25 protein-coding genes are annotated in these 24,585 nt (G+C 66.8%); 7 read left to right on the forward strand and 18 right to left on the reverse strand.

The window, feature by feature from the left end; translation table 11 throughout:
• The 3 genes from galK to ASD28_RS08775 all read left to right on the forward strand — a co-directional run bounded on the left by galK (position 1) and on the right by ASD28_RS08775 (position 5,716).
• Positions 1-1,101, forward strand: a complete 1,101-nt coding sequence (gene galK / locus ASD28_RS08765) for a galactokinase (protein WP_056126411.1) — start codon at positions 1-3, stop codon at positions 1,099-1,101.
• Positions 1,088-2,890, forward strand: coding sequence for a glycoside hydrolase family 2 protein (locus tag ASD28_RS08770; protein WP_056126413.1), 1,803 nt, complete (start codon positions 1,088-1,090; stop codon positions 2,888-2,890). Before galK ends, ASD28_RS08770 begins: the two co-directional genes overlap by 14 nt.
• A 222-nt stretch (positions 2,891-3,112) precedes the next feature.
• Positions 3,113-5,716 (forward strand): NAD(P)-binding protein, encoded by a 2,604-nt coding sequence (locus ASD28_RS08775; protein WP_056126416.1) that lies wholly within the window; start codon positions 3,113-3,115, stop codon positions 5,714-5,716.
• Positions 5,717-5,738: 22 nt separating this feature from the next.
• Here ASD28_RS08775 and ASD28_RS31735 read toward each other — a convergent pair whose 3' ends face one another.
• From ASD28_RS31735 to ASD28_RS08820, 8 genes are all read right to left on the reverse strand, one after another.
• The gene (locus ASD28_RS31735; protein WP_156403955.1) at positions 5,739-6,419 is read right to left on the reverse strand and encodes a hypothetical protein; all 681 of its coding nucleotides are present in this window, start codon (positions 6,417-6,419) and stop codon (positions 5,739-5,741) included.
• Between the two features lie 141 nt (positions 6,420-6,560).
• Positions 6,561-6,962, reverse strand: coding sequence for a VanZ family protein (locus ASD28_RS08790; protein ID WP_229412275.1), 402 nt, complete (start codon positions 6,960-6,962; stop codon positions 6,561-6,563).
• A 74-nt stretch (positions 6,963-7,036) separates the two neighbouring features.
• Positions 7,037-7,360 carry a hypothetical protein gene (locus ASD28_RS30940; protein ID WP_082577584.1) on the reverse strand — a complete coding sequence of 108 codons (324 nt, stop codon included), beginning with the start codon at positions 7,358-7,360 and terminating at the stop codon, positions 7,037-7,039.
• A gap of 533 nt (positions 7,361-7,893) precedes the next feature.
• Entirely contained in the window at positions 7,894-8,661 is a 768-nt protein-coding gene (locus ASD28_RS08800; protein WP_056126423.1) for an SDR family NAD(P)-dependent oxidoreductase, read from the reverse strand.
• 48 nt (positions 8,662-8,709) lie between these two features.
• Positions 8,710-9,519, reverse strand: coding sequence for a YgcG family protein (locus ASD28_RS08805; RefSeq protein ID WP_056126425.1), 810 nt, complete (start codon positions 9,517-9,519; stop codon positions 8,710-8,712).
• A gap of 41 nt (positions 9,520-9,560) precedes the next feature.
• Positions 9,561-10,070, reverse strand: coding sequence for a TPM domain-containing protein (locus ASD28_RS08810; protein ID WP_056126428.1), 510 nt, complete (start codon positions 10,068-10,070; stop codon positions 9,561-9,563).
• A complete protein-coding gene (locus ASD28_RS08815; RefSeq protein ID WP_056126430.1) occupies positions 10,070-10,924 on the reverse strand; it encodes a YgcG family protein in 855 nt (284 codons plus the stop codon). Before ASD28_RS08815 ends, ASD28_RS08810 begins: the two co-directional genes overlap by 1 nt.
• A gap of 9 nt (positions 10,925-10,933) precedes the next feature.
• On the reverse strand, positions 10,934-11,512 hold the full coding sequence (locus ASD28_RS08820) for a LemA family protein (RefSeq protein ID WP_056126473.1): 579 nt from the start codon (positions 11,510-11,512) through the stop codon (positions 10,934-10,936).
• 153 nt (positions 11,513-11,665) lie between these two features.
• Here ASD28_RS08820 and pyrF point away from each other — a divergent pair, with 153 nt between their 5' ends.
• Complete coding sequence (gene pyrF / locus ASD28_RS08825) at positions 11,666-12,487, forward strand: orotidine-5'-phosphate decarboxylase (RefSeq protein WP_056126432.1); 822 nt, start codon at positions 11,666-11,668, stop codon at positions 12,485-12,487.
• Positions 12,488-12,579: 92 nt separating this feature from the next.
• On the opposite strand, the gene ASD28_RS08830 is transcribed toward pyrF, so the two are convergent.
• From ASD28_RS08830 to ASD28_RS08840, 3 genes are all read right to left on the reverse strand, one after another.
• On the reverse strand, positions 12,580-13,794 hold the full coding sequence (locus ASD28_RS08830; RefSeq protein WP_056126475.1) for an MFS transporter: 1,215 nt from the start codon (positions 13,792-13,794) through the stop codon (positions 12,580-12,582).
• Between the two features lie 41 nt (positions 13,795-13,835).
• Positions 13,836-15,284, reverse strand: coding sequence for an exodeoxyribonuclease I (gene sbcB, locus ASD28_RS08835; RefSeq protein ID WP_056126434.1), 1,449 nt, complete (start codon positions 15,282-15,284; stop codon positions 13,836-13,838).
• Positions 15,285-15,350: 66 nt separating this feature from the next.
• Positions 15,351-16,304, reverse strand: coding sequence for a GGDEF domain-containing protein (locus tag ASD28_RS08840; protein WP_056126436.1), 954 nt, complete (start codon positions 16,302-16,304; stop codon positions 15,351-15,353).
• Positions 16,305-16,412: 108 nt separating this feature from the next.
• Between ASD28_RS08840 and ASD28_RS08845 the strand changes: the two genes are divergently transcribed.
• On the forward strand, positions 16,413-17,201 hold the full coding sequence (locus ASD28_RS08845; RefSeq protein WP_056126476.1) for a helical backbone metal receptor: 789 nt from the start codon (positions 16,413-16,415) through the stop codon (positions 17,199-17,201).
• Here the strand turns inward: ASD28_RS08845 and ASD28_RS08850 are convergent.
• From ASD28_RS08850 to ASD28_RS08875, 6 genes are all read right to left on the reverse strand, one after another.
• Positions 17,194-18,288 (reverse strand): acyltransferase, encoded by a 1,095-nt coding sequence (locus ASD28_RS08850; RefSeq protein WP_056126437.1) that lies wholly within the window; start codon positions 18,286-18,288, stop codon positions 17,194-17,196. The genes ASD28_RS08845 and ASD28_RS08850 overlap by 8 nt on opposite strands.
• A 120-nt stretch (positions 18,289-18,408) precedes the next feature.
• The gene (locus ASD28_RS08855; RefSeq protein ID WP_056126439.1) at positions 18,409-18,783 is read right to left on the reverse strand and encodes an HPF/RaiA family ribosome-associated protein; all 375 of its coding nucleotides are present in this window, start codon (positions 18,781-18,783) and stop codon (positions 18,409-18,411) included.
• A gap of 75 nt (positions 18,784-18,858) precedes the next feature.
• A complete protein-coding gene (locus ASD28_RS08860; protein WP_056126441.1) occupies positions 18,859-19,527 on the reverse strand; it encodes a DUF1345 domain-containing protein in 669 nt (222 codons plus the stop codon).
• Positions 19,527-20,789 carry an MFS transporter gene (locus ASD28_RS08865; RefSeq protein ID WP_056126443.1) on the reverse strand — a complete coding sequence of 421 codons (1,263 nt, stop codon included), beginning with the start codon at positions 20,787-20,789 and terminating at the stop codon, positions 19,527-19,529. The genes ASD28_RS08860 and ASD28_RS08865 overlap by 1 nt, the downstream gene beginning before the upstream one ends.
• 78 nt (positions 20,790-20,867) lie before the next feature.
• Positions 20,868-21,626 carry a class I SAM-dependent methyltransferase gene (locus ASD28_RS08870; protein ID WP_056126445.1) on the reverse strand — a complete coding sequence of 253 codons (759 nt, stop codon included), beginning with the start codon at positions 21,624-21,626 and terminating at the stop codon, positions 20,868-20,870.
• Between the two features lie 120 nt (positions 21,627-21,746).
• Entirely contained in the window at positions 21,747-22,775 is a 1,029-nt protein-coding gene (locus ASD28_RS08875; protein ID WP_056126447.1) for a CDP-6-deoxy-delta-3,4-glucoseen reductase, read from the reverse strand.
• Positions 22,776-22,786: 11 nt separating this feature from the next.
• On the opposite strand from ASD28_RS08875, the gene ASD28_RS08880 reads away from it, so the two are divergent.
• Together ASD28_RS08880 and ASD28_RS08885 are read left to right on the forward strand one after the other, a co-directional pair.
• Positions 22,787-23,668 carry an NAD-dependent epimerase/dehydratase family protein gene (locus ASD28_RS08880; protein ID WP_056126449.1) on the forward strand — a complete coding sequence of 294 codons (882 nt, stop codon included), beginning with the start codon at positions 22,787-22,789 and terminating at the stop codon, positions 23,666-23,668.
• Positions 23,669-23,815: 147 nt separating this feature from the next.
• The gene (locus ASD28_RS08885) at positions 23,816-24,079 is read left to right on the forward strand and encodes a hypothetical protein (RefSeq protein WP_056126478.1); all 264 of its coding nucleotides are present in this window, start codon (positions 23,816-23,818) and stop codon (positions 24,077-24,079) included.
• A gap of 5 nt (positions 24,080-24,084) precedes the next feature.
• On the opposite strand, the gene ASD28_RS32265 is transcribed toward ASD28_RS08885, so the two are convergent.
• Positions 24,085-24,585, reverse strand: a 501-nt coding sequence (locus ASD28_RS32265) for a hypothetical protein (protein ID WP_056126451.1), incomplete at its 5' end; no start/stop codon positions are given.

Consider the following 24,585-nt stretch of genomic DNA (forward strand, 5'->3'; position numbering starts at 1 on the left):
ATGAACAATCCCGAGACCTTCTTCGGCGGCGCTCCGGAAGCGTTCGCGTCGGCCCCCGGCCGCGTCAACCTGCTGGGCGAGCACACGGACTACAACGACGGCTACATGCTGCCCGTGGCGACGCCGCAGCGCACCGAGATCGCCCTCGCGCGCAGCCACGACGACCAGCACCACCTGTACTCCGGCACGCTGGACGGCAACGTCACGTTCGCGGCGCAAGGGGGCAGTGCGCCGCAGGGCTTCGGCAGCTATATCGAAGGCTGCATCCGCCTCGTGGAAGCGACGGGCGTCACCGTGCCGCCGCTGCGCGTGTTCGTGACCACGACCCTGCCCGTCGGCTCGGGCCTGTCGTCGTCGGCGGCGCTCGAAGTGGCGATGCTGCGCGCCATGCGCAACCTGCTCGGGTTCTCCCTCGACGACGTGAAACTCGCGCAGATCGCGCAGCGCGCGGAGATCGAATTCGCCCGCGTCAACTGCGGCATCATGGACCAGATGGCGGCCAGCCTGTGCGACGAACGGAGCATGCTGTTCATCGATGCGCGCACGCTGGAACATCACCTCGTGCCGCTGCCGGAAGGCGCGGAGCTGATCGTCGTCGACTCCGGCGTGCCGCGCACGCTCGCGGCCAGCAAGTACAACGAACGCCGCGCCGAATGCGAAGAGGCATCGCGCAAGCTGGGCGTGAAGGCGCTGCGCGACGTGACCGATCCGGCGGCCGTGGAGTCGCTGCCCGAGCCGCTGCGCCGGCGCGCGCGCCACGTCGTGCTGGAAGACCTGCGCGTGCTCGAAGCGGCGAAGGGCGTGTCGGCCGAACGCTTCGGCGAACTGATGAACGCGTCGCACGAGAGCCTGCGCGCCGACTACGAAGTTTCGATTCCCGAGCTCGACCAGCTGGTGGCCGCGTTGCGCGCCGCCCCGGGCGTGCTCGGAGCACGCCTGACCGGCGCGGGATTCGGCGGCGCGACCGTCGCGTTGTGCCGGGCAGGCCAAGCAAGACAGGCAGCGGAAACTGCACTCTCCACCTACAACAAAGCAGGACGTCGGGGTCGTATCCTGATCCCGGTCCCGACCCAAGGAAAGGAAAACAATGAGCCAGTTTGAGTATCCCCGCCCGCAGCTGGTCCGCGACAATTGGATCAACCTGAACGGTAAATGGCGCTTCCGTTTCGACGATGAGCTGGTCAACAAGATGCCGGCCGGCGTCACCGGCTGGACCCACGAGATCAACGTGCCGTTCGCGCCCGAGACGGAGATGTCCGGCATCCAGGACACCGGCTTCCACCGCTTCTGCTGGTACGAGCGCGACTTCGAGCTGATGCCGTCCGAGGAGCGCGTCATCCTGCACTTCGGCGCCGTCGATTATTTTGCCCGCGTGTGGGTCAACGGCCAGCTCGTGGCCGAGCACGAAGGCGGCCACACGCCGTTCAGTGCCGACATCACGTCCGCGCTGAACGGCAACGGCAGGCAGATCGTGACCGTGTTCGTCGAGGATGATCCGGCCGACCTCGCCAAGCCGCGCGGCAAGCAGGACTGGCTGCTGGAACCGCACTCGATCTGGTATCCGCGCACGACCGGCATCTGGCAGACCGTGTGGATCGAGAAGGTGGCGCGCACCTTCATCCGTTCGCTGCGCTGGACGCCGATCTTCGAAACGTTCGAGATCGGCTGCGAAGTATTTGCCGGTGGCGACATCCAGGAAGACATGTTCGTCGAGGTCAAGATCTGGCACGGCGAACAGCTGCTCGCGGACGACAACTACAAGCTGCTCCAGGGCGAGGCGAACCGCAAGATCGCGCTGTCCGACCCCGGCATCGACGATTCCCGCAACGAGCTGCTGTGGAGCCCCGAGCGGCCCACGTTGCTGGACGCGGAGGTGATCCTGCGCTGCGGCGACAAGGTGGTCGACACGGTCAGGTCGTACACGGCGCTGCGCGCGTTCCACATCAACCGCGACCGCCTGCTGCTGAACGGCCGCCCGTATCCGCTGCGCCTCGTGCTGGACCAGGGCTACTGGACCGAGTCCTTCCTGACGGCGCCGTCCGACGAGCATTTGAAACGCGACGTCGAACTGGCCAAGCTGATGGGCTTCAACGGCGTGCGCAAGCACCAGAAGATCGAAGACCCGCGCTACCTGTACTGGGCCGACAAGCTGGGCCTGCTCGTGTGGGAAGAGATGCCATCGGCCTACCGGTTCTCGCCGCGCGCGATCACGCGCATCGTCAAGGAATGGACGGAAGCGATCGAGCGCGACTACAGCCACCCGTGCATCATCGTGTGGGTGCCGTTCAACGAATCCTGGGGCGTGCCGAACCTGACGCTGACCCAGGCGCACCGCAATGCGGTCGAGGCGCTGTACCACCTGACGCGCACCCTCGACGCGACCCGCCCGGTGATCGGTAACGACGGCTGGGAAGCCTCGGCCACCGACATCCTGGGCATTCATGACTACGACTGCAATCCGGACAAGGTGAAGGCGCGCTACGAGGTCTCCGACCCCGTGCGTACGCTGTTCGACCAGCGCCGCCCCGGCGGACGCATCCTTACTTTGGACGGCTTCCCGCACCGCGGCCAGCCCATCGTGCTTACCGAATTCGGCGGCATCGCATTCGATCCGAACGCGACGCCCGAGGACGGCACGTGGGGCTATACCCGTGCCCATACGGCCGAGAGTTATCACGCGCTGTACCGAGATCTGCTGAAGGTGGTCAACGAGACCTTCATGTTCAGCGGTTTCTGCTATACCCAGTTCGCCGACACGTTCCAGGAAGCGAACGGCCTGCTCAATGCGGACCGTACACCCAAGCTGCCGTTCGAGTTGATCAGCGCGGCGACGCGCAACATTACCCTCGAACCCAAGGACGTGGAAGAGGAGGGGGACAAGCCGGGCTGACGCAAGCGCCGCCCGGCGCGCTCCGAACCCCGACGCGAGCACGGCACCCTTTGGGCGCCCGCCCCATCGCAGCGCGGCCACGGTTGACTAGCTCACCCTTGACCGCGCTGTGGACGGGTTCGCTCGTCCGTGCCGCGTGCAGAGCGTTCGCCGCCGCGGCGCGGTCGGTCGGCCCACGCCACCGATCAATTGAACGCCCCGCGCGGGCGAGAAGGAGCCATCATGTCCACGATCGTCGTTTTCAGCCACCTGCGCTGGGATTTCGTGTTCCAGCGGCCGCAGCATTTGCTGTCGCGCCTGGCACAGCATTACCCGGTCCTGTTCGTCGAGGAACCGGTGTACGATGACGGCGCCCCGTTCATGGAGCGATCCAGCCCCGCGCCGAACGTGACCGTGTGCCGCGCCCACACCCCGATCCACGCCAACGGTTTCCACGACGACCAGCTGCGGCTGCTCCAGCCCATGGTCGCGCAGCTGGCACCGCCAGGTGAGGAGGTCGTCGCGTGGTTCTACACGCCGATGGCCCTGCCGCTGCTGCAATCGCTGCGGCCCGCGCTCGTCGTGTACGACTGCATGGATGAACTGGCCTCGTTCCGCAATCCTCCCAAACAATTGCTGCAGCGTGAAAGCGCGCTGCTCTCCATCGCCGACCTCGTGTTCGCCGGCGGCCCCAGCCTGTACGAGGCCAAGCGCCACCGCCACCCGAACGTGCACTGCTTTTCCAGCAGCGTCGACGTCGTGCACTTCCAGCAGGCGCTGGACCGCACGCGCGCGCATGCTCAGCAGGACGCCATCCCGCACCCGCGCCTCGGCTTCTACGGCGTGCTGGACGAGCGCTTCGACCCGGACCTCGCCGGCGTCGTCGCCGACGCGCACCCCGAGTGGCAGATTGTGCTGGCCGGACCGGTCGTCAAGATCGATCCGGAGCGTCTTCCACGCCGCCCCAACATCCACTACCTCGGCCAGCAGCCGTACGCGGCGTTACCCGACCTGCTGGCCGGCTGGGACGTGTGCCTGATGCCGTTCGCCATCAACGAGGCGACCAGGTTCATCAGCCCCACCAAGGTGCTCGAATACATGGCGGCCCAACTGCCGATCGTCAGCACGCCGATCGCCGACGTGGCCAATCCGTACGGCCACGTGGTCGCCATTGCGTCCACCGCCGACGAATTCGTCGCGGCCTGCGAAGCGGCGCTCGCGCAGACACCGGAACAGCGCCGCCACATGGTCGACGCGATGCAGACCGTCGTCGCCGCCACGTCGTGGGACAACACGGCCGCGCGCATGCGCGAGCTGATCGACACGGCCCCGCCGCACACGGACCGGCGTGCCACGCCGCGCAGCCTGGATGCGGCCAACGATCCGGCCGCCGCGTCCTTGCGCGGATCGAAAGTGAACCCGCTGCGCGCGCACGAGCCGCACGTGGGTACGGTCGTCATCGGCGGCGGGCCGACGGGCCTGTCGGCCGCGTACCACCTCGGCGCCGATACCTTGCTGCTGGACCGCAACGAATCCGTCGGCGGCTGGTGCCGCTCCATCGAGGACAACGGCTTCACGTTCGATCACGCGGGCCACATCATGTTCTCGAACGACCCCTACGTCCTCAAGATGTACGAGGTGCTGCTGGGCGATAACGTGCACTGGCAGAACCGCGAAGCCTGGATCTACAGCAAGGGCGTCTACACCCGCTACCCGTTCCAGGGCGCGCTGTACGGCCTGCCGCCGAAGGTCGTCACGGAGTGCATCATGGGCGCCATCGACGCCCGCTACGAAAGCGCGGAGAGCAGGACGGCGGCCGCGCAAGCCGTCGACGACTGCTGCGCCGACGGCACGACGGACGTGTGCAACACCGATCGCTCGGTGAAAGGCGAAGTGAAGAACTTCGAACAGTTCATCTACAAGGTGTGGGGCAAGGGCATAGCGAAACACTTCGCGATCCCGTACAACCGCAAGATCTGGACCGTGCCGCTGTCCGAGATGGAGACGTCGTGGCTGGGCGGCCGCGTGCCGCTGCCGAACCTGGAAGAGATCATCCAGGGCGCGCTGGAACCGTCGCCGAAGCCGCTGGGCCCGAACGCCCGTTTCGGCTATCCGCTGAAGGGCGGCTTCCAGGCATTGATGAATGGCTTCCTGCCGCATATCAAGGGCAAGATCGAACTGAATGCCGACGTCGTGCAAGTGCTGCCGCGCGAGCACATCGTCGCCCTGCGCGACGGGCGCCGCTTCCGCTACGACGACCTGATTTCCACGATGCCGCTGCCGGAGCTGGTCAAGGCGATCGGCAACGAGGCGCCGGAAGAGGTGAGGGCGGCGGCGAAGGGGCTGCGCCATGTGTCGATCCGCTGCGTGAACATCGGCATCGACCGCGTCGCCACCGACAAGCACTGGATCTACTATCCGGAAGACACGATCTTCCACCGCATCTTCGTGCAAGGCAATGCGAGCCCCGGCTGCAATCCGCCGGGCGGCTTCGGTTTCACCTGCGAGATATCGTACTCACCGTATAAACCGCTGCCAGTCGACGGCGAGGCGCTGGTCGCGCGTGCCATCGAGGATTGCCGCAAGGTCGGCATGATCCGGGACGGCGACACGATCGTCGCCGCGAACCAGGTCGACATGCCATATGCCTACGTGCTGTACGACCACGCGCGTGCCCGCAACGTCGAGACGTGCAAGGCATGGCTGAAGCAGTACGACATCACGCTCGTCGGCCGCTACAGCGAGTGGGAATACTACAATTCCGACCACGCCCTGCTGGCCGGCAAGCGCGGCGCCGACATCGTGCATGCCAAGCGCGCGCGGGCGCAGAAAGCCAGTTCGGAATAGGCGCCCGCCCGCCTGGTGCTGCTTAGTGTTGTATGGCGCCGCCGGACAGGCTGACCCGGTCGCCGGTGCGGAAATCCGGCGTCGTCTGCTGGGTCACGACCTGCGTGCTGCCATCGTCCATGCGCAGGGTGACGCGGTAGACGCGGTCGGGCGAGGAACCCGTCGTGCCGCCGGAGCTGCTGCCCATGGCGGCGCTGGCGCTGGTATCGCCTTCGGTGGCGGCGCTGCTCGACCGGGGCATGACTTCGATGGCGGCGACGGTGGCGTTCGGGCTCATGCTGGACGCGGACGTGCCGCCGCCCGACGCGCCGTAGCTGCTCTGGCTGCCGCCGGTCATGCCGCTGCCGGTGGTGGCGCCCTGGTCCTGCATCATGCCGGAAGTGCCTTGCGAGCCGGACGTGTCGTACCCGCTCGAGCTGCCCGCGGCGCCGGCGCTGCCGGAGGAACCGGACGAACCGGAGGAGCCGGAGGAACCGCTGCCGCCACCCCAGCTGCCCGATCCTTGCGATCCGGTGCCGCCGCCGGTGCCCGACATGCCGCCGCTGGTCGACGTGCCTGTGGCCGTGCCGCTGCTGCCTGTCTCGCCGGCGCCGCCGCTGCTGCCGCTGCTGCCCATGCCGCCGCGCCAGGAACTGCACGCGGACAGCCCGACTGCCAGCGCCAGCAAGCCCGCCAGGAAGACGCTCTGGTGTTTTTGCTTCATGATCAACTCCTTCTGATGGGATAGTGTCAGGTTAGATGAGTGACGATGCCGCGTGCCACTTTGGTAAGAGGCGTGTTCGGTATCGGCGTTCAAACTGCCTGTCGTTGAACATGAGCCACGTCAAAGTCGTGGCGCGCCGGCTCAGCGTCCGGCGTCGACCGTGGCGCGCGCTGCCAGCAGGGCCATCACGCTGCCCGCCACGATGGCGGCGCTGACGTCGACGGCCCAGTCGCGCACGCTGGCGCCGCGGTAGGGAAAGAAACTCTGTACGTACTCGTCGCCCGCGCCCATCGCCGCGACCGCCAGCACGGCCTTGCAGGCGCGTGCGAGCGGCGTGCCGCGGCTGCCGCTGAACCACAGCGCGGCCAGCACGGCATAGGCGATCGAGTGCAGGACCGCTCCCGGTGCGTAGGCAGCGATGTCGGCGCGGGCGCCTGGAACGTTACCGACCGTAATGATGGTCACGTACACCAGGACGGCTCCTGCAAGGCACAGCAGGCGCACGCGCGGATTCTGCAGGAAGGTGAATAGAGGCATCGTCATGGCAAGGCAGCTCGAAAAAAAACGCTCACCTTACCATGCTCGTTGTGCACGTGCACATGACACGTGTACAGGCCTCAGATCGTGAGGGCGGGCGCGCCGTTCGGGTAGTGGGCGTCGAAACAGCTGGCGCAGTCGGCGCAGAACAGGTGGGCCACGCGCACCGAGGATTGGCGCAGGACCAGTTTCAGGTGGCCGCTCTGGCATTTCGGACAAATCTCCCGGACGCTGCCGAAAGTCAGTACGTCAAGAGGTTGCCCTTCATCGTCGAGGTGGTCGATGACCATGCGCGGATTGAGCTCGCTGAGAACCAGACAGTCTTCCGGTTCCGCATGGCGGCGGCGCGATGGTTCGGGGTCCTGCTGGGGTGGCGACATCGTCTCAGGTACAGGTAAAGTCATTGGACCGGCTCCTTGGAATAGTCTTGTCCCCACGCGACTGGAAAAATCGCGAGGCGCGAATTTCATCATAGCGGAAACCTGAGATGGTTCAAGTACGACAACAAAAGAATTGTGCAGTGCGTGGCGAACACAACAACAAGGATACGGAACAAAAAAAAATGCCCGCCAACGGAGGACGGGCACAACCCAAGATCGGGCCAAGAGACGCAGAATCCGGTGCGGTGTGCCGCGAGCGGCACACCTTCTGCGATCACGCATATCGGTTGCGTGTATGCAGATGAACTCAGTATAAAGACACAATGTGAAAGGACCATGACACATCTCAAGAGTGCGCCGGTTTGTGCCGGAACGTTTTCGGATGGGGCTGGTCACGTCGCGTGACGCTAAAAAAAAAGCCCGCTGTTAGCGGGCTTCAAACTATTTTCTTGGAGGAGAATAGTGGAGACAGGTGCCATTATGTTGCGGTGCGATATATGTGTCCAATGATGAATTCGGATACCTGTCATTACCCCGGGTGATAATGGTTCATCTCGCTATTCATTCTTGACGGGCACCGTGTAATTCAGCGCCATGCGGCCGCCATCCGCATACAGCGTCTGGCCCGTCATGTACGACGCATCGTCGCTGGCGAGGAACGCGGCGATGGCGGCGATTTCTTCCGGCACGCCGCAGCGGCCCAGCGGCGTGCGCGACAGGATCGTGTGGCGCGCCTCCGGGCTGCCCAGCACGGCCTGCTTCGCCAGTTCCGTCAGGATCGTGCCCGGGCCGATCGCATTGACCCGGATGCCGTGCTGGGCCAGGCTGATGGCCATCACGCGCGTGAGCTGGTTGACGCCGCCCTTGGACACGACGTAAGGGATCTGGTTGGGAATCGTCAGTTCCGCGTTCACGCTCGACATGTTGATGATGCAACCCGACTGCCGTTTGACCATGTCGCGCGCGACGCCCTGGCTGCACAGGAACATGGACTTCAGATTGATGCGCAGGACGCGGTCGAAATCCTCCTCGTCGAGGTCGAGGAAATCGGCGGCATGCGTGACGCCGGCATTGTTGACGAGGATGTCGACGTGGCCGAACGCGGTCAGCGTGGCGGCGACCATCGCGTCGACTTCGGATTTGATGCTCACGTCCGCCTGGAAGAAGCGGGCAGTGTCGCCCAGCGCCTCGGCCGCGGCCGCGCCTTCGGGCCGCACGTCGACGAGCATCACGCGCGCGCCCTCGCGCACGAGGCGTTCGGCGCACGCCAGGCCGATGCCCTGGCTGGCGCCGGTGACGATGGCGGTTTTCTGGGTGAGTTTCATGGATGTCCTCGCTGCTGCAATGAAAAGCCGCCATTGTAGCGGGCCCCGTCAATCGCTCCAGTCGCCGGAGGCGCCGCCGCCGTCGAAGCTGCCGCCGTCACCGGAGAAGTCGCTGCTGCTGTCCGAGCTGCTGCTGTCGTCGTTGCTGAAGGCGAAGGCAGGGGCGCTGTCGACGTATGTCGTGTCGCGTGGCGCGCGGCGGACCGGTCGTGACGTGCGGCGGGAACGCCTGTCGGCACGGATCACGATGAACGCCACGATGATGACAATGAGCCCAGCCACGGCGAAGAAGGCCAGCACGATGTAACCGGCCATCTCCGACCCGGCGCGCCGCCGCGGCGCCATGAACGACTCGTGGTCGAGCAGCACCGCGATGGCGCCCACACCCGCATGGACACCGCCGTACCAGTCCTGCTGACGGAAATACGGCGCGATCGTGTCTTCCAGGATGCGTTTCGATTGCGCGTCCGTGAGCACGCCTTGCACGCCACGCCCGGCTTCGATGCGCAGCCGGCGCAACGCCTTCGGATTGTCCTTCGCGACGATCAGTAGCACGCCATCATCGATGCCGGCGCGCCCGAGCTTCCATGTGTCGGCCACGCGGATGCCGTACTGCTCGATCGCTTCCGGTTCGGTGGACGCCACGATCAGCACGGCGATCTGACTGCCCGTCTTCGTTTCGTAGTAGGCCAGCGCGCTTTCCAGTTGCTGGCGCTGAACCGGCGTCAGCATGCCGACCTCGTCGGTGACGCGCGTCCGCAGCGGCGGGACCGGTTTGAACGGCGCTTGTGCGCGGGCATGACAGGCCAGCAGAAAGAGCAGCATCCAGACCCACAGCAAGCGCGGCAGAGCATTCATCGCATGGCCTCGTTCAACGACGTCGACGGGCCGCGACTCGATCAAAGCATCACGGGCCGATCCGGCAATTCATTCGGCCGCGCACCCCCGGACGGGAAATGCTGGCGCAGCAGCTGGTTCACCTGGGCGATCGCGGCCAGGGTCGCCGCGTGGAACTCGCCGCTGGCAAAGCCGCGCGTCATCGTGTCGCACACGCCTTGCCACGTGGCCGCGTCGATCTTGCGGTCGATGCCCCGGTCGGCAATGATATCGACCTTCCGGTCCGCAAGATTTACGTAGATCAACACTCCGCAGTTGTCTTCGGTATCCCAGATGCCGTAGTCGGCGAAGAGGGCGATGGCGCGCTGGCGGGTCGTCACGCCGGCCCACGCGAGCGACAGCGGCATGCCTTTTTCGACGATCAGCCGCACTTCGCCGCGGTGCGTCTGTTCGCCCGCCGTGATGGCTTCCGTGATCGCCGTGAGCGCTTCCGGCGGGAACGCGCGCTCGGCTTCGTTGCGCGTGCTGAGCAGGTGGCGCAGGGCGCGCCGCAGGCGGTTCGGTTCTTCCATCACCAGTCTCCCGAGGCGCCGCCGCCGTCGAAGCTGCCGCCACCACCGCCCGAAAAGCCGCCGCCGCCCCCGTCGGAAAAGCCGCCAGAAAAACCGCCGCCGCCGCGCCAGCGGTCGTTGTCGTGCTGGTTGGCCGCGTTGGCGAGGATGTTGCCGAGGATGAAGCCGGTGGTGCCGCTGCCCCAGCCGGCGCCATAGCGGCCCGGCTGCGCGAGGCGCGTGCGGCGCGGGCGGAACACCGAGCGCAGGACGGTGATGCCGACGAGGATCAGGAAGATGCTGACGACGACGTTGGGGCCGTCATCCACCTGTTGTTGCGCGGTCGGCTGCGCCTGCGGTGCCGGGAACTTTTCCTGGTTCAGCAGGGTGGCGATGGCGCCCACGCCCGCGACGAGGCCGCCGTACCAGTCCTGCTGGCGGAAGTGCGGGGCGATCGTGTCTTCCAGAATGCGCTTCGATTGCGCATCCGTGAGGACGCCCTGCACGCCGCGCCCGGCCTCGATGCGCAGGCGGCGCAGCGCCTTCGGATTGTCTTTCGCGACGACCAGCAGCACGCCGTCGTCGACGCCCTTGCGTCCGAGCTTCCATTCGTCGGCCACGCGGATGCTGTACTGCTCGATGGCTTCCGGTTCCGTCGAGGAGATCAGCAGCACGGCGATCTGGCTGCCCGTCTTGGCCTCGTAGTCGGCCAGTACGCCTTCCAGTTTCTGGCGCTGGTCCGGCGTCAGCATGCCGATCTCGTCGGTGACGCGCGCGCGCAGCGCCGGCACCGGCTTGAACTGCTGGGCGTGCGCCTGGGAAGCCAGCAGCAAGGTCAGCATCCAGGCCCACAGCAACCGCGGCAGGGCGTTCATGGCATGGCCTTATTTGCCGAAGTTGACGGTCGGCGCCGTCGAAATGGCCTTCTCGTTCTCGACCGTGAACGACGGCTTGGCCTGGTAGCCGAACATCATGGCGGTCAGGTTGGTCGGGAAGCTGCGGACGGTGACGTTATAGTCCTGCACGGCTGCGATATAGCGCTGGCGGGCCACCGTGATGCGGTTCTCCGTGCCTTCCAGCTGCGATTGCAGGTCGCGGAAGCTGGCGTCGGCCTTGAGCTGCGGATAGTTCTCCGACACGGCCATCAGGCGCGACAGCGCGCTCGACAGCTCACCCTGCACCTGCTGGAATTTCTGGAAGGCTTCCGGGTTGTTCAAGACTTCCGGCGTGATCTGGAAACTGGTCGCGGCCGCGCGCGCCCGCGTGACGGCTTCCAGCGTATCCTTCTCGTGCGTCGCATAGCCCTTGACCGTGTTCACCAGGTTGGGGATCAGGTCGGCGCGGCGCTGATACTGGTTGACGACCTCGGCCCAGGCAGCCTTGGTGGCCTCGTCCTTGGCCTGGAACTGGTTGTAGCCGCAGCCCGACAGCAGCGTGGCGGCCAGTACGGCGGCCAGCACCATGCCGGCCCAGCGCGTGAACAGGGAAGGTTTCATCTGACGTCCCGTAACTAGTTGTCGAATGGCCAAAATATAACCGAAATGCCACAGTGATGGCGAGACAAACGGGCGCAAGGCTACAATAGAGGGTTTGCAATCAGATCAGAGAGGCCGCCCATGAACTTCATCGACAAACTGAACGCCGCCTGGAAGCGCAACGATTCCCTGCTGTGCGTGGGACTCGACCCGGACACGGCCCGCTTCCCCGCACACCTGCGCGATCGCCCGGACGGCATCGTGGAGTTCTGCAAGGCCATCATCGACGCGACCGCCGACCTGGCCTGCGCCTTCAAGCCGCAGATCGCCTATTTCGCCGCGCTCGGCGCGGAAGACCAGCTGGAAGCCATCTGCAACTATCTGCGCGCGACCTACCCCCATATCCCGCTGATCCTGGACGCCAAGCGCGGCGACATCGGCGCGACCGCGCACCAGTACGCGCGCGAAGCGTTCGACCGCTATGGCGCCGATGCCGTCACCGTGAACCCGTACATGGGCTTCGACTCGGTCGAACCGTACATGGCGTGGAAGGACCGCGGCGTGATCGTCCTGTGCCGCACGTCGAACGCGGGCGGCTCCGACCTGCAATTCCTCGACGTGGGCGGCCAGCCGCTGTACCAGCACGTGGCGCGCCTCGTCGCGGAAAAGTGGAACAGGAACGGCCAGTGCGCCCTCGTCGTGGGCGCCACGTTCCCGGAAGAACTGGCGCAGGTGCGCGCCATCGTCGGCGACATGCCGCTGCTCGTGCCCGGCATCGGCGCGCAGGGCGGCGACATCGAGGCGACCGTCAAGTCGGGTCGCACGGCCGCCGGCGCGGGCATGATGATCAATTCATCGCGCGCCATCATCTACGCGCAGCCGCAGGGCGGCGAAGACTTCGCCGCGGCCGCGCGCCGCGTGGCGACCGAAACGCGTGACGCCATCAACGCGCATCGCGGTTAAGAATCCCTCCCAGTAGGGTGGCACCCCTGTGCCCACCATGCGTTAGCGCGACGCATACGTTTGGTGGGCGGAGGGCCGCCCACCCTACCGTATCAGGCCGTCCCCGCGCTCCGGGCGATAGCCAGGTAGCGCATCCCGACCGCCAGCGCCGCGAAGCCCGATGCGGCGGCGACGCCCAGCGCCCAGCGCGGCCCCGCATGGTCGGCCACCCAGCCGACGATGGGCGCGCCGATCGGCGTCGTGCCCAATGCGATGCCGAGCCGCAACGCCATCACGCGGCCGCGCATCGCGGGTTCCGTGGACAGTTGCAGCAGGCTGTTCGAGGTATTCGTGAAGGTGAGGGCGGCCACGCCCGTCAGCGCCAGCGCGGCCGCGAACCACAGGTAGCCGGGTGACACGGCCGCCAGCGCGCAGCCGGCGCCGAACACGCCGGCACCGACGACGAGTGCGCTGAACCGGGTATGCTCGCGGCGCGCGGCGAGGAGCGCGCCGACGACGCTGCCGGCGGCCATCGTCGACGACAGCAGGCTGTAGCCCCGCGCGTCCGTGTGGAACACCGAGACGGCCATCGTGCCGATGAAGATCGGGAAGTTCAGGCCGAACGTGGCGATCAGGAACAGCATGCCCAGCAGCGCCATCAGGTCCGGCCGCTTCCATACGTAGCGCACGCCGTCCAGCATGCCGCGCCCGCCTGCGCTCCCGGGCGCGCGCGGGTGCAGCTCGTCCTTGCGCAGCCAGGCCAGCGAGCACAGGATCCCGACGTACGACAGCCCGTTGACGATGAACGCCCAGCCGGTGCCGATGCCGGCGATCAGGAGGCCGGCGGCCGCGGGGCCGATCATTCGCGCGGCGTTGAACGACGTCGAGTTCAGCGCGACCGCGTTGGGCAAGTCGGCATCCCCGACGAGGTGCGCGACGAACGTCTGGCGCACGGGCGCGTCGAAGGCCGATGCGCAGCCGAACAGGAAGGCGAACACGTACACGTGCCACAGCGCGACGACGCCGGTCAGCGTCATCGCACCGAGCGCGAGGGCGAGCGTGCCCATCGCGGTCTGGGTGATCATCATCAGCTTGCGCTGGTCGACGTGGTCGGCGGCCCAGCCCGTCCACGGCAGCAGAAGCAATTGCGGGCCGAACTGCAGGGCCATCACGGTGCCGACGGCCGACGCGTTGTGGTGCGTCAGTTCCGTCAGCACGAGCCAGTCCTGGGCCGTGCGTTGCATCCACGTGCCGATGTTCGAGACCAGGGCGCCGGCGGCCCAGAGGCGGTAATTAAAATTGCTTAGCGAACGGAATGCACGGGACATCGGCGTGAATGGTGGACACACGGTGCCCACCGTCGCGCCGATCAATACCGGCTGGGGGCGATCATCTCCGCGTAATCATACAGGGCCCCGAGGATTTCCTCAGCCCGCTCGTCCGCCGTCTCGGACAGCGCGTCTATCTCGGCAAACAATTGATCGATCGTGCGCGCAGCGCCCGCGCCGTCGAACAGGCGCGCGGCGCGGTGGTCTTCCCAGGCCTGCTGCTCGTCCTCGCCCAGCGTGTGCGGGAAGTTGCGGGCGCGGTAGCGGAACAGCAGGTGCGACAGGCGCTCGTCCTCGAACGACGGGCGCAAGGTCGCCAGCTTCGGCGCGGCTTCCGCGCGCAACGATTCCAGCCGGCGCCGGTCGCCGTTCGAGACGAAGCCGCCGTACAGGTCTTCGTCGACGTCGACGCTCGCGGTGACCGCATCGCGCTGGTACACCTTCTGCCAGATCGCCGTCATGTCCGGCCCGGCCGCGGCGCTGCGGGCGTGGGCGAGGCATTGCTCGACGTCCAGTTCCCAACGCGCCGCCATCTGTGTGCTGAGCGTTTTCAGGTTGCCGACCAGCATAGGCGACTTGTTCAGGTGCACGCTCTTGATCGGGAGGCGCGTCATGCCCTCGGGCATCTCGGCGGCGCGGGTGAACATCCGCTGGCGGATCGTCTCGACGTTCAGGTTGAACAGTTCGGACGGGTCGTGGCGGCAGTCCCACACGAGGACTTCGTTCTTGTTCGTGGGATGCGTCGCGAGCGGCCAGACGACGCCCAGGCAGCCGCGCTCGGCCGGGAACATGCCGGACACGTGCAGGAACGGCTGGCGCAGTGCGCGGTCCAGGTGCAGGCCCATCTGCTCGGCCACCTTGTCCTTGCGGCGCAGTTCCAGGCAGAAGTCGAACAGCTTCGGCTGCTTGCTGCGCAGCAGGCGCGCGAGCGCGATGGTGGCGCGCACGTCGGACAGCGCGTCGTGCGCGGCGTCGTGCACGAGGCCGTTGTCGCGCGTGAGGTGTTCGAGCTTGAAGCTGGGACGGCCGTCGTCATGGCGCGGCCAGGTAATGCCGTCGGGACGGAGCGCATAGGCCATGCGGACGACGTCGAGCATGTCCCAGCGGCCGCAGCCGTTCTGCCATTCGCGCGCATACGGGTCCATCAGGTTGCGCCACAGCAGGAAGCGCGTGACCTCGTCGTCGAAGCGGATGGTGTTGTAGCCGACGCCGATCGTGCCCGGCTCGGAAAACGCGACGCAGATGCGGGCCGCGAATTCGTGTTCGGGCACGCCGTGTTCCAGGCAGTGCTGCGGCGTGATGCCGGTGATCAGGCAGGCTTGCGGGTCGGGCAGGTAGTCGGGCGCCGGCTGGCAATACAGCATGATCGGTTCGCCGATCTCGTTGAGGTCGGCGTCGGTGCGGATCGCGGCGAACTGTGCGGGACGATCGCGCCGCGGTTCCGCGCCGAAGGTCTCGTAGTCGTGCCAGAGGAAGGTGTGGTTGCTCATCGTGGCGCCATTCTAACGTGCATGATTCGCACGGCCTAGCACCGGCTCAATCCGGTTTTGGGAACTTCACGTGCCAATGCGGTCGCGGCCTGCTTCCTTGGCGCGGTACAGCGCGGCGTCGGCGGCCTCGATCAGGCCCCGTTCGTCCTGGCCGGGCAGCAGCGTGGCGACGCCGAACGACCCGGTGACGTGCGGCAGCGGCAGGCGCATGTCGTCGAACACGGCGGCCTCGCGCATGCGCACGCACAGGCGCTCGGCGACTGTCAGCGCCTGCGCCTGCGGGGTGGCGGGCAGGATCGCCATCATTTCCTCGCCGCCGTAGCGCACGGCGAAATCGGTCGGACGCAGGCCCGCGCGGATCACGCCCGCGGCCGCGCACAGGGCGGCGTCGCCCGCGATGTGGCCATGCGTGTCGTTGAAGCGCTTGAAGTGGTCGAGGTCGATCATCACGAGCGACAGCGGCCCGCCGTCCTGGCGCGCGCGCGTGACGAGCTTGGGCAGCGCGTCGTTCAGCCAGGCGCGGTTGTACAGGCCCGTGAGGCCGTCGTTGAACGACAGCTGGCGGTAGAACTCGCCCAGCTTCTGGCGCCGGCGCAGGCGGGCGTTGGTCGCGCGGATGCGGAACGACAGCAGCCGCAGCAGGTTGCGCGCCACGCCATTGTGCCCGTCGATCAATTGCCACACGCGGTCGGGTTCGATGACGAGCAGCTCGCTGTCTTCCAGCGCGACGATGGCGTCGAGGTTGGCGGCATCGTCCAGCACGGACTGCTCGCCCACGCTTTCACCCGGCAGGATGCGCTCGACATTGCCTTCGCCCAGCGCGCCCTCCACGGCGAGGCTGCCCGCGAGCAGGATGTAGAGGCGGGCGCGCAGGCCGTCCTCGAGCGCTTCGCCCCGCGGCAGCCGCACGAGCCGGGAATCGGCGAGCGCTTGCGCGACGGCGGGATCGTCGATGTCGCGAAAGAGCTGCAAGTCGCGAATGCGGTAGGGGGATGCACCGAAAGTGCCGGTCACGATCATCGGATTGACTGCCAGGCGACAACTTATATTGACAACCTCGCATGATACCTTAACGAAACACCAGCGCCGATGCTTGGCGCCGATAAACAACAGTGTTTCAATGGCGGCATGACTACCGCCCCCGATTTCCTGGCCGACGCCCTCGGCCACCACCACGCACCCGCGCCCGATGCGCGCATCGTCTGCCTCGTGCCCTCGATCACCGAGCTGCTGTGCGACCTTGGCCTCGCGGGCAAGCTCGTCGGCCGCACCGGCTTCTGCATCCATCCGCGCGACGTGGTCACGGCCATTCCCAAGGTGGGCGGCACGAAGGACGTCAACATCGAGAAGATCCGCAAGCTCGCGCCCACGCACGTCGTCGTCAACATCGACGAGAACGCCAAGCCGACCGTCGAGAACCTCGCCGGGTTCGTGCCGCACGTCGTCGTCACGCATCCGAACACGCCGCGCGACAATGTGCCGCTGGCGCGGCTGATGGGCGGGATCTTCGGCGCGGAAGAGGCCGCCGCGCGCTGGTGCCTTGCATTCGAGGCCGAGTACGCGGCGCTGCACGCGGCGCCGAAGGGACCGGCGCGCACGGTGCTCTACTGCATCTGGCAGGATCCGTGGATGACGGTGTCGAAGGACACGTATATCGCGGCCATGCTGGCCGAGCTGGGCTGGCGCGTGCCGGACCTGGGCACGGACCGGTATCCGCGCTTCGCCTGGTCGCAGGCGCTCGTCGACGGGCTCGATGCCGTGCTGCTGTCGACCGAGCCCTACCGCTTCACGGAAGACCATGCGGACGCACTGGAAAAGCAGCTGGGGATTCCCGTTTATCTCGTCGACGGCGAGATGATGTCGTGGTACGGCAGCCGGGCGCTGGCCGGGCTGCGCTATCTGCAGACGCTCAAGTAAAGGCCGGCGCCGCGCCGCGGCGGGCCCACACGTTGCGCAGCCACCTGGCCACCGGCTTTTCCACGCAGCGGTGCACGACCAGCGCCGCCACGCAGGCCACGGCCACGGCACCGGTCAGCAGCAGGGCGCCCGACCCGGCGTAGTGCAGCTTGCGCGCGGCCTCGACGGCGATGCTGATCGCGATGCCGTGCGTGAGGTACAGCGGATAGGACAGCGCGCCCAGCAGGCCGCCGATGCGGCCCACGCGCAGATTGCCGGCGGTCTCGGCTGCGACGAGGCCAATGATGATGCAGGCGGAACTCACGCCGTACAGCACGACCGGCAACAGGCCGTGCTCGGCCATGCTCTTGTAGAGACCGGTGTTTTCCACGAGGCCCGTGGCCAGGAAGGCGAGGGTGCCCGCCAGCGCGAGCAGCCGCGGGAAGGCGATCGTGCGGTGGCGCAGCACCCACGCGACGCCCATGCCGAGGAGGAACAGCAGGTTGTACGGGGAGGCGAGCGTCCGGACGGTGTCGCCGAACAGCCCGGCCGGCAGCTGGAGATCGACCACGCGCGCCGTGCAGAACAGGATCGCCCAGGAAAGCAGCACCCAGCGGCTCACGCGCACGCGCCAGATGGCCAGGCCGAACAGGGCGTAGAACAGGACTTCGTGGACGAGGGTCCAGGACTGGATCAGCATCGGCAACTGGCTCTGCGGCAGCAGCAGCACGGATTTTATCCAGTAATCCCACGCAAAATTCCCCGCGAACCCGTATTTCGCGGTGATCAGCACCATCACGACCAGGTACAGCGGATAGATGCGCGTCGCGCGCTTCCATGCGAACGAACCCAGCCTGCTGGGACGGTCGAGGTCGGCATGGTGGATGTAATAGATGATGTAGCCGGACAGGACGAAGAAGAAGGGCACGCCCGCATGGCCGAAGGTGAACAAGCCGCCGAACGGCGCGCCGCGTTCCGGCTGGGCCAGTTCGACGACGTGCGATCCGTGGAAGAAGGCGACGAGCAGGGCGGCGATGCCGCGGGCCGCTTCGATGGTCAGGAGCTTGTCGGTCCGGGCGGCGGGTGTGGGTTGTGCAGTCGTGGTCATGGTGCTTGCTGTTGTCCGTACAAGCGTATATGGACGCTCCGGATGACGCAAGCATATTTTAATTTTTGCAACACTTTTGGCGGACAACGGACTGGCGGCAGTCCGTTGCCGCGACCGCGATCAGGAATTGCTGGTCAGGTCTTTATCGGACTCGGCGTCCACGGGCAGCGGTTCGCGCTTGTTCTTGTCGTTCAGGCGGCCGATGGCGCTGTCCAGGGCGCGCTTGAGCTTGCCGACGGCGCTCGTGATCGACTGTTGCAGGTTTTCCGCATGCGCATGCACGACGACGGGCGCATAACCCGAGACGAGCGCTTCCATCATGCAGTAGTTGCTGCCGTCTTCGTGCTTTTCCTTGTTCTCGTTGGAGAGGTGCACGTCCACGCGGCGCACGTGGTCACCGAAGCGGCCGATCGCTTCTTCGACCATGGTGCGGACGCGTTCGTCGAGGCCGGAATGGCGCTGGATGGTGTTATCGGTGTTGACATTAACTTCCATAAACTCCTCCAAAAGTGGTCACATTTGCATCGATATTACCCGCTCTGGAGAAAACCCGCCGTTCCGCACGCGCACTCAGGTGTTCACGAGGCTTGCCGCGATGTTCACGGACAGGCCGAGGATGACGAGGTTGAAGAAGAACGCGAGCACGCAATGGCCCAGCACGAGCTTGCGCATGGCGCGCGTCTTGACGGTCACGTCCGACGTCTGCACGGCCACCGACAGCGTGAACGAGAAGTACAGGAAGTCCCAGTAGTTCGGCTGCGTGTGCCGGTCGGGGAATTCCAGCGGCAGCGCGTGCTTGCTGGCCGTGTAGTAGATGTGCGCGTAATGGAAACAGTACATGACGCCGACCAGCAGCCAGGAACCGATCACGGTCAGCGCCGTGAAGCCGTAGTGCAGCGCCTTGACGTGCTCCGTCGCCTCCTTCATGTTCGCCAGTTCCGTCACGATCGCGTACACGCTCAGGATCGCGCCGACGACGACGGCGCCCAGCACGGCGCCCCCGCTTTCGTCCTGCCTTTCGGCGATCGCGCGCACGCGGCTGTGATCGGCGCGGAACATCGTCCACGCCATGATCAGCAGATAGGACCAGACGCCGCTGTTCCAGCCGATCAGGGCGCGCCGCAGGTCGCTGTAGTGCGCCGGCACGAGCATAGCGACCGCCACGCCGAGCATCAGCGCGCCGAGCAGGTACGGGCGGCTGCGGATGAAGCGCAACAGGAAGCCTGGCTGCCGTTCCATCACGCGGCCCCGGCCTTGGCCGCCTGTTCCGCGTCGTGGTGCGGGAAGCGGTCCATGCGCGACAGCACGGGGAACAGCTTCATCCACGCGCCGGTGACGACCAGCGTGGCGACGCCCCCGAACACGATCGCGCGCACGAGGCCGAACCAGCTCGCCGTCAGGCCCGATTCGAATTCGCCCAGTTCATTGGAGGCGCCGATGAACACGGCGTTCACGGCGCTGACACGGCCGCGGATCTCGTCCGGCGTCTCGTACTGCACGAGCAGGTGGCGGATGTAGACGCTGACCATGTCGCCCGCGCCCAGCAGGAACAGCGCGACGAGGGCGACATAAAAGCTGTGCGTGAGGCCCATCGTCACGGTGGCCGCGCCGAACAGGGCGACGCCGCCGAACATCCACGGGCCGACCTTGCGCGTGATCGGCCAGAACGCGAGCGCGATCGAGCACAAGGTGGCGCCAGCGCCGGGCGCGGTCCGCAACAGGCCCAGGCTCGTGGGGCCGGCGTGCAGCACATCATGGGCGTAGGCGGGCAGCAGGGCGGTGGCGCCGCCGAACAGCACGGCGAACAGGTCGAGCGAAATGGCGCCCAGCACGATCTGCCGCGACCACACGAAGCGCAGGCCTTCCAGCAGGGTGTGCCAGCTGACGGGCGCTTTGTTCATCGCCTGCGGTGCGCTTTTCGTGCCGGACATCAGCAGCACCGCGATGACGAGCAGCGTGCTCGACACGCCATACACGACGTTCGGCCCGAACACGTACAGCAGGCCGCCCAGCACCGGGCCGACGATCACGGCCACCTGGAACGTCGAGGAGCTCAGCGCGACGGCCTGCGAGAAATCCTTCGTGGCGACGAGGTTGCGCAGCACCGCCTGCGACGCCGGCTGCATGAAGGCGCGCGCGCTGCCGAACAGCACGAGCACGGCGTACACGGGCCACACGGTCTTGCTGCCGGACAGCGTGAACGCGACGAGCAGCAGGCTGCACAGCAGCTGCGTGGCCATGCAGGCGAGGACGATGTTGCGGCGGTTGTGCGTGTCGGCCACGTGGCCGGCCCACAGGATCAGGACAAGGAATGGCGCGAACTGGGCGAGGCCGATGAGGCCGAGGTCGAACAGGCTGTGCGTGATCTGGTAGACCTGCCAGCCGACGGCCACGCTCTGCATCTGGACGGCGAGCGTGCCGAGGAAGCGCGAGGACAGGTAGAACGAAACGTTACGGTTGCGCAGGACGGCAAGGCGCCCTGTCGGAGAAAGCACGGACATAGGTTGGGAGAGGGAATGGCGGGAATGCAACCCTCATTGTGCCTGATGTCCGCGCGATGTGCTGTCTTGACAGCGGCTTTACTTCTTGACGAACCGGATCGCGAACTTGTCGTCCGGCGCGCCCTTCATTTCGAAGAACGGCAGATCGCGCGGGTCGGACGGCGCGCGCAGGTAGTCGCTCTTCGCGTCGACCTTGAAGCCGGCCTTCGTCACCTCGTCGACGACCGTGTCCTCGTCGATGCGGTGCAGGGTCTTCGTGGCCGTGAGGCCGCTGCCCTTCTTGGCCGCGTTGTCGATGATGACGAGGTGGCCGCCCGGCTTGAGGGCGTCGTACAGGCGCTTGTTCAGCGCGGCGCGGTCGGCCGGCGTGTTGACGATGTCATGGTACGACATGTTGATCGTGACGAGGTCCAGCGGCGGCGTGCCTTTCGGGACCGGATCGTTGAAGTCCGCCACGACGGCGTGCAGGTTCGGCAGCGTGGCCTGGCCCAGGCGCGCGTCCAGCTTGGCGTTCGGCTTGGCGTTCTGGGCCCAGACTTCGCCCTTGGGCCCCACGGCCGCCGTCAGCAGGGCCGCGGTGGCGCCGCCGCCGGACGCCACGTCGAGCACCTTCATGCCCGGCTTCACCTGGGCGAACGTGAGGAATTCGGCGGATTTGCGGTGTGCGTCGCCCTTGCGGTCGTCGTCCGTGCGGAGCGGGCTGGCGAGGACGGTTTGCCAGCTGTTGCTCGCCTGGTCGGCGGCGTGGGCGGGGAGGGCGCCCGAAAGGAGGGCTGTCGACACCAGGGCGGCCGACAGGGCGAGCAGGACAGGGGCACGGCGGAGCGTCTTGTGCATGTTAATGGACCCTTTCTTGTTTGGTAACCGGCCGGTGCGGCCGGGGCAAACGGGAACATACTCCAAATTCTTGTCGAGATATACAGGAATCGTGTCTGCATGTGCGCCCCGCCGGGCACGTCAGGGCTGGGCCAGGTCCGCTTCCGTCGTGAAGGCGTCGGCGTAGAACTCGTCGGCCGGCAGGCCGCATTGCTCGACGTAGTCGCGCCGTGCGGAATCGACCATGACCGGCGCGCCGCACGCATACACCTGGTGGTTCGACAGGTCGGGGATGTCCTGCATCACCGCCGCGTGCACGAAGCCCGTGCGGCCCGTCCAGCCGTCTTCCGGCAGCGCGTCCGAGATGACGGGCACGTACGTGAAGTGGGGCAGCTCGCGCGCCCACTGCTCGCACAACGCGTGCATGTACAGGTCCTGCGGCCGGCGTCCGCCCCAGTACAGGGCGACGGGACGTTCCGACTTCAGGTGGATCATGTGCTCGACGAGCGCCTTGACCGGCGCGAAGCCGGTGCCGGAGGCCAGCAGCACGATCGGCTTGTCCGAGTCTTCGCGCAGGAAGAACGTGCCTAACGGACCCTCGAAGCGCAGGATGTCGCGTTCCTTCATCGCCCCGAAGACATGGTCCGTGAACACGCCGCCGGGGAGGTGGCGGATGTGCAGTTCGACCGGGCCGCCCAGCGACGGCGCGCTGGCGATGCTATAGGCGCGGCGCTTGCCGTCCTTGAGCATGAATTCGATGTACTGGCCGGCGCGGTAGGCGAGGGCTTCGTTGGCCGGCAGCTGCAAGGTGAGGATGGCGACGTCCGGCGCGGCGCGGCGGATGGCGGTGACGCGGGTGGGCATCTTGCGCACCGGGTACTCGCTGCTGCCGCCCACTTCGCGCGCTTCGATCACGACGTCGCCCTCGGGCACGGCGCAGCACATCAGGGCGAGACCCTGCAGCTTTTCCTGGTCGGTCAGCGCGCGTGCCTGGTGCGGCTTGTGATGGATCGTGCCTTCGACGACCTTGCCCTTGCAGGAACCGCAGGCGCCGTTCTTGCAGCCGTACGGCAGGCCGATGCCGGAGCGGATCGCGGCCGCGAGCACGGTTTCGTCCGCGTCGCAGTCGTAGTGGTGGCCGCTGGGCTGGACAGTGATCTGAAACGTCATACAATCCTCGAATGGATACAAAAAACAAAGTCAGGTTCAACAAGCCGCGCCTCCTGATCGTGGGCTGCGGCGACGTCGGCATGCGTTTGCTGCCGCTGGTGCGCGAGCGTTTTCGCGTGTTCGCCGTGACGAGCCAGCCGGCCCGGTGCGCGGCATTGCGTGCGGCGGGCGCCGTCCCCGTCGTGGCCGACCTCGACCGGCCAGCGACGCTGAAGCGATTGGCAGGACTGGCGCAGCGGGTCGTTCATCTAGCGCCGCCACAGCAGGACGGCGCGCTCGATTTGCGCACGCGCAATTTGATCGCCATTCTACCCGAGGGCGCGCGGGTGGTTTATGTCAGCACCTCGGGCGTCTACGGCGACCGTAGCGGCGCGGCGACCCCCGAGACGACGCCCGTCGCCCCGCGCAATGCGCGTGCGCGGCGCCGCGTGGACGCCGAACGCGTGCTGCGCGCATGGGCCGTGGCGAGCGGGGGCAAGGTGGCGATCCTGCGCGCGCCCGGCATCTATGCGGCGGACCGCCTGCCCATCGAACGGCTGCAGCGGGGCACGCCGGCGCTGGCGAGCGCGGACGACGTGTACACGAACCACATCCACGCCGATGACCTGGCGCGGCTGTGCGCGCTGGCGCTGTTCCGCGCATGGCCGGGGCGTGTCTACAACGCGTCCGACGACACGCGCATGAAGATGGGGGATTATTTCGATCTCGTGGCCGATGCATTCGGCCTGGCGCGGCCGCCGCGTCTCGCGCGCGCCGAGCTGGAGAAGGCGGTGTCGCCGATGCTGCTGTCCTTCATGTCGGAATCGCGCCGGCTGGACAACCGCCGCCTCGGCACGGAGCTGCGGGCCCGCCTGCGCTATCCCCATGTCGGCGACGGCATAAGGGCGTCTTAAGCATTTCGCAACTAATCCATGTATCATTCGGGTACGCCGTAGAGCGACCACACAAAGAACTTATATTTCCCGAAACTGGCTGATTTTCCATAACCCGCTATGGGTTGTGGAAAATTTCCCATGGATGTCACAAAGCGAAAGACGAACATGCCCATCAGACGCATACCTGACGGCGCCGAGTATGACCCGAACCGGGTCCTCGACGCCATCATCAATAAACTCAAGCTCAAGAACGACGCCGCGCTGTCGCGGCTGCTGGAAGTGGCGCCGCCCGTGATCAGCAAGATCCGCCACAACACCCTGCCGATCGGCGCCACCCTCCTGCTGCGCATGCACGAGGTGTCCGACTACAGCATCCGCGAGTTGCGCTCGCTGATGGTGCGGCCCCACGCGGAGGCCAGCGCGGCCTGACCCGCTCAGGCGGCCTTGTTGGCGGTGTGCGGGCTGGCGCACCAGGCGGTGGCGCCGCCGTCGTGGGTCAGCTTGCCGATGTGCGGGCTGGCGCACCAGGCGGTGTCGATCGCGCGCCGGGTCAGCTTGTCGATGTGCGGGCTCGCGCACCACGCGGTGGCGGCGGCGCGCTTGCCCGCGGTATGCGGGCTCGCGCACCATGCGGTCGCGCTGTCCGTCACCTGGCCCGGCTCGATGTGCGGGCTTGCGCACCATGCGGCCGCGCCGTCCGCGGACTGGGCGACGGCGCCCGGGTAGGTGTCGCCGAACGTGGCTTCGTACAGCTCGCGCATGCGGTCGCCGCTGGCGAGGCGGAACTGCTCGTCATCGCCGCCGCCCATGCCGACGTACGGGTAGTGGTGCAGGAAATAGCCGAAGGCCTGCTCGCAGTCGGCGGCATATTTCATCGTGTCGAGGATGTGGTAGTGCCAGAACGTGTCGACGTCGACCAGCGGCGCCGTGTCCTC

Origin of the sequence: Massilia sp. Root133 (assembly GCF_001426525.1) — a bacterium.
Taxonomy (GTDB): Bacteria; Pseudomonadota; Gammaproteobacteria; order Burkholderiales; family Burkholderiaceae_D; genus Telluria; species Telluria orientalis.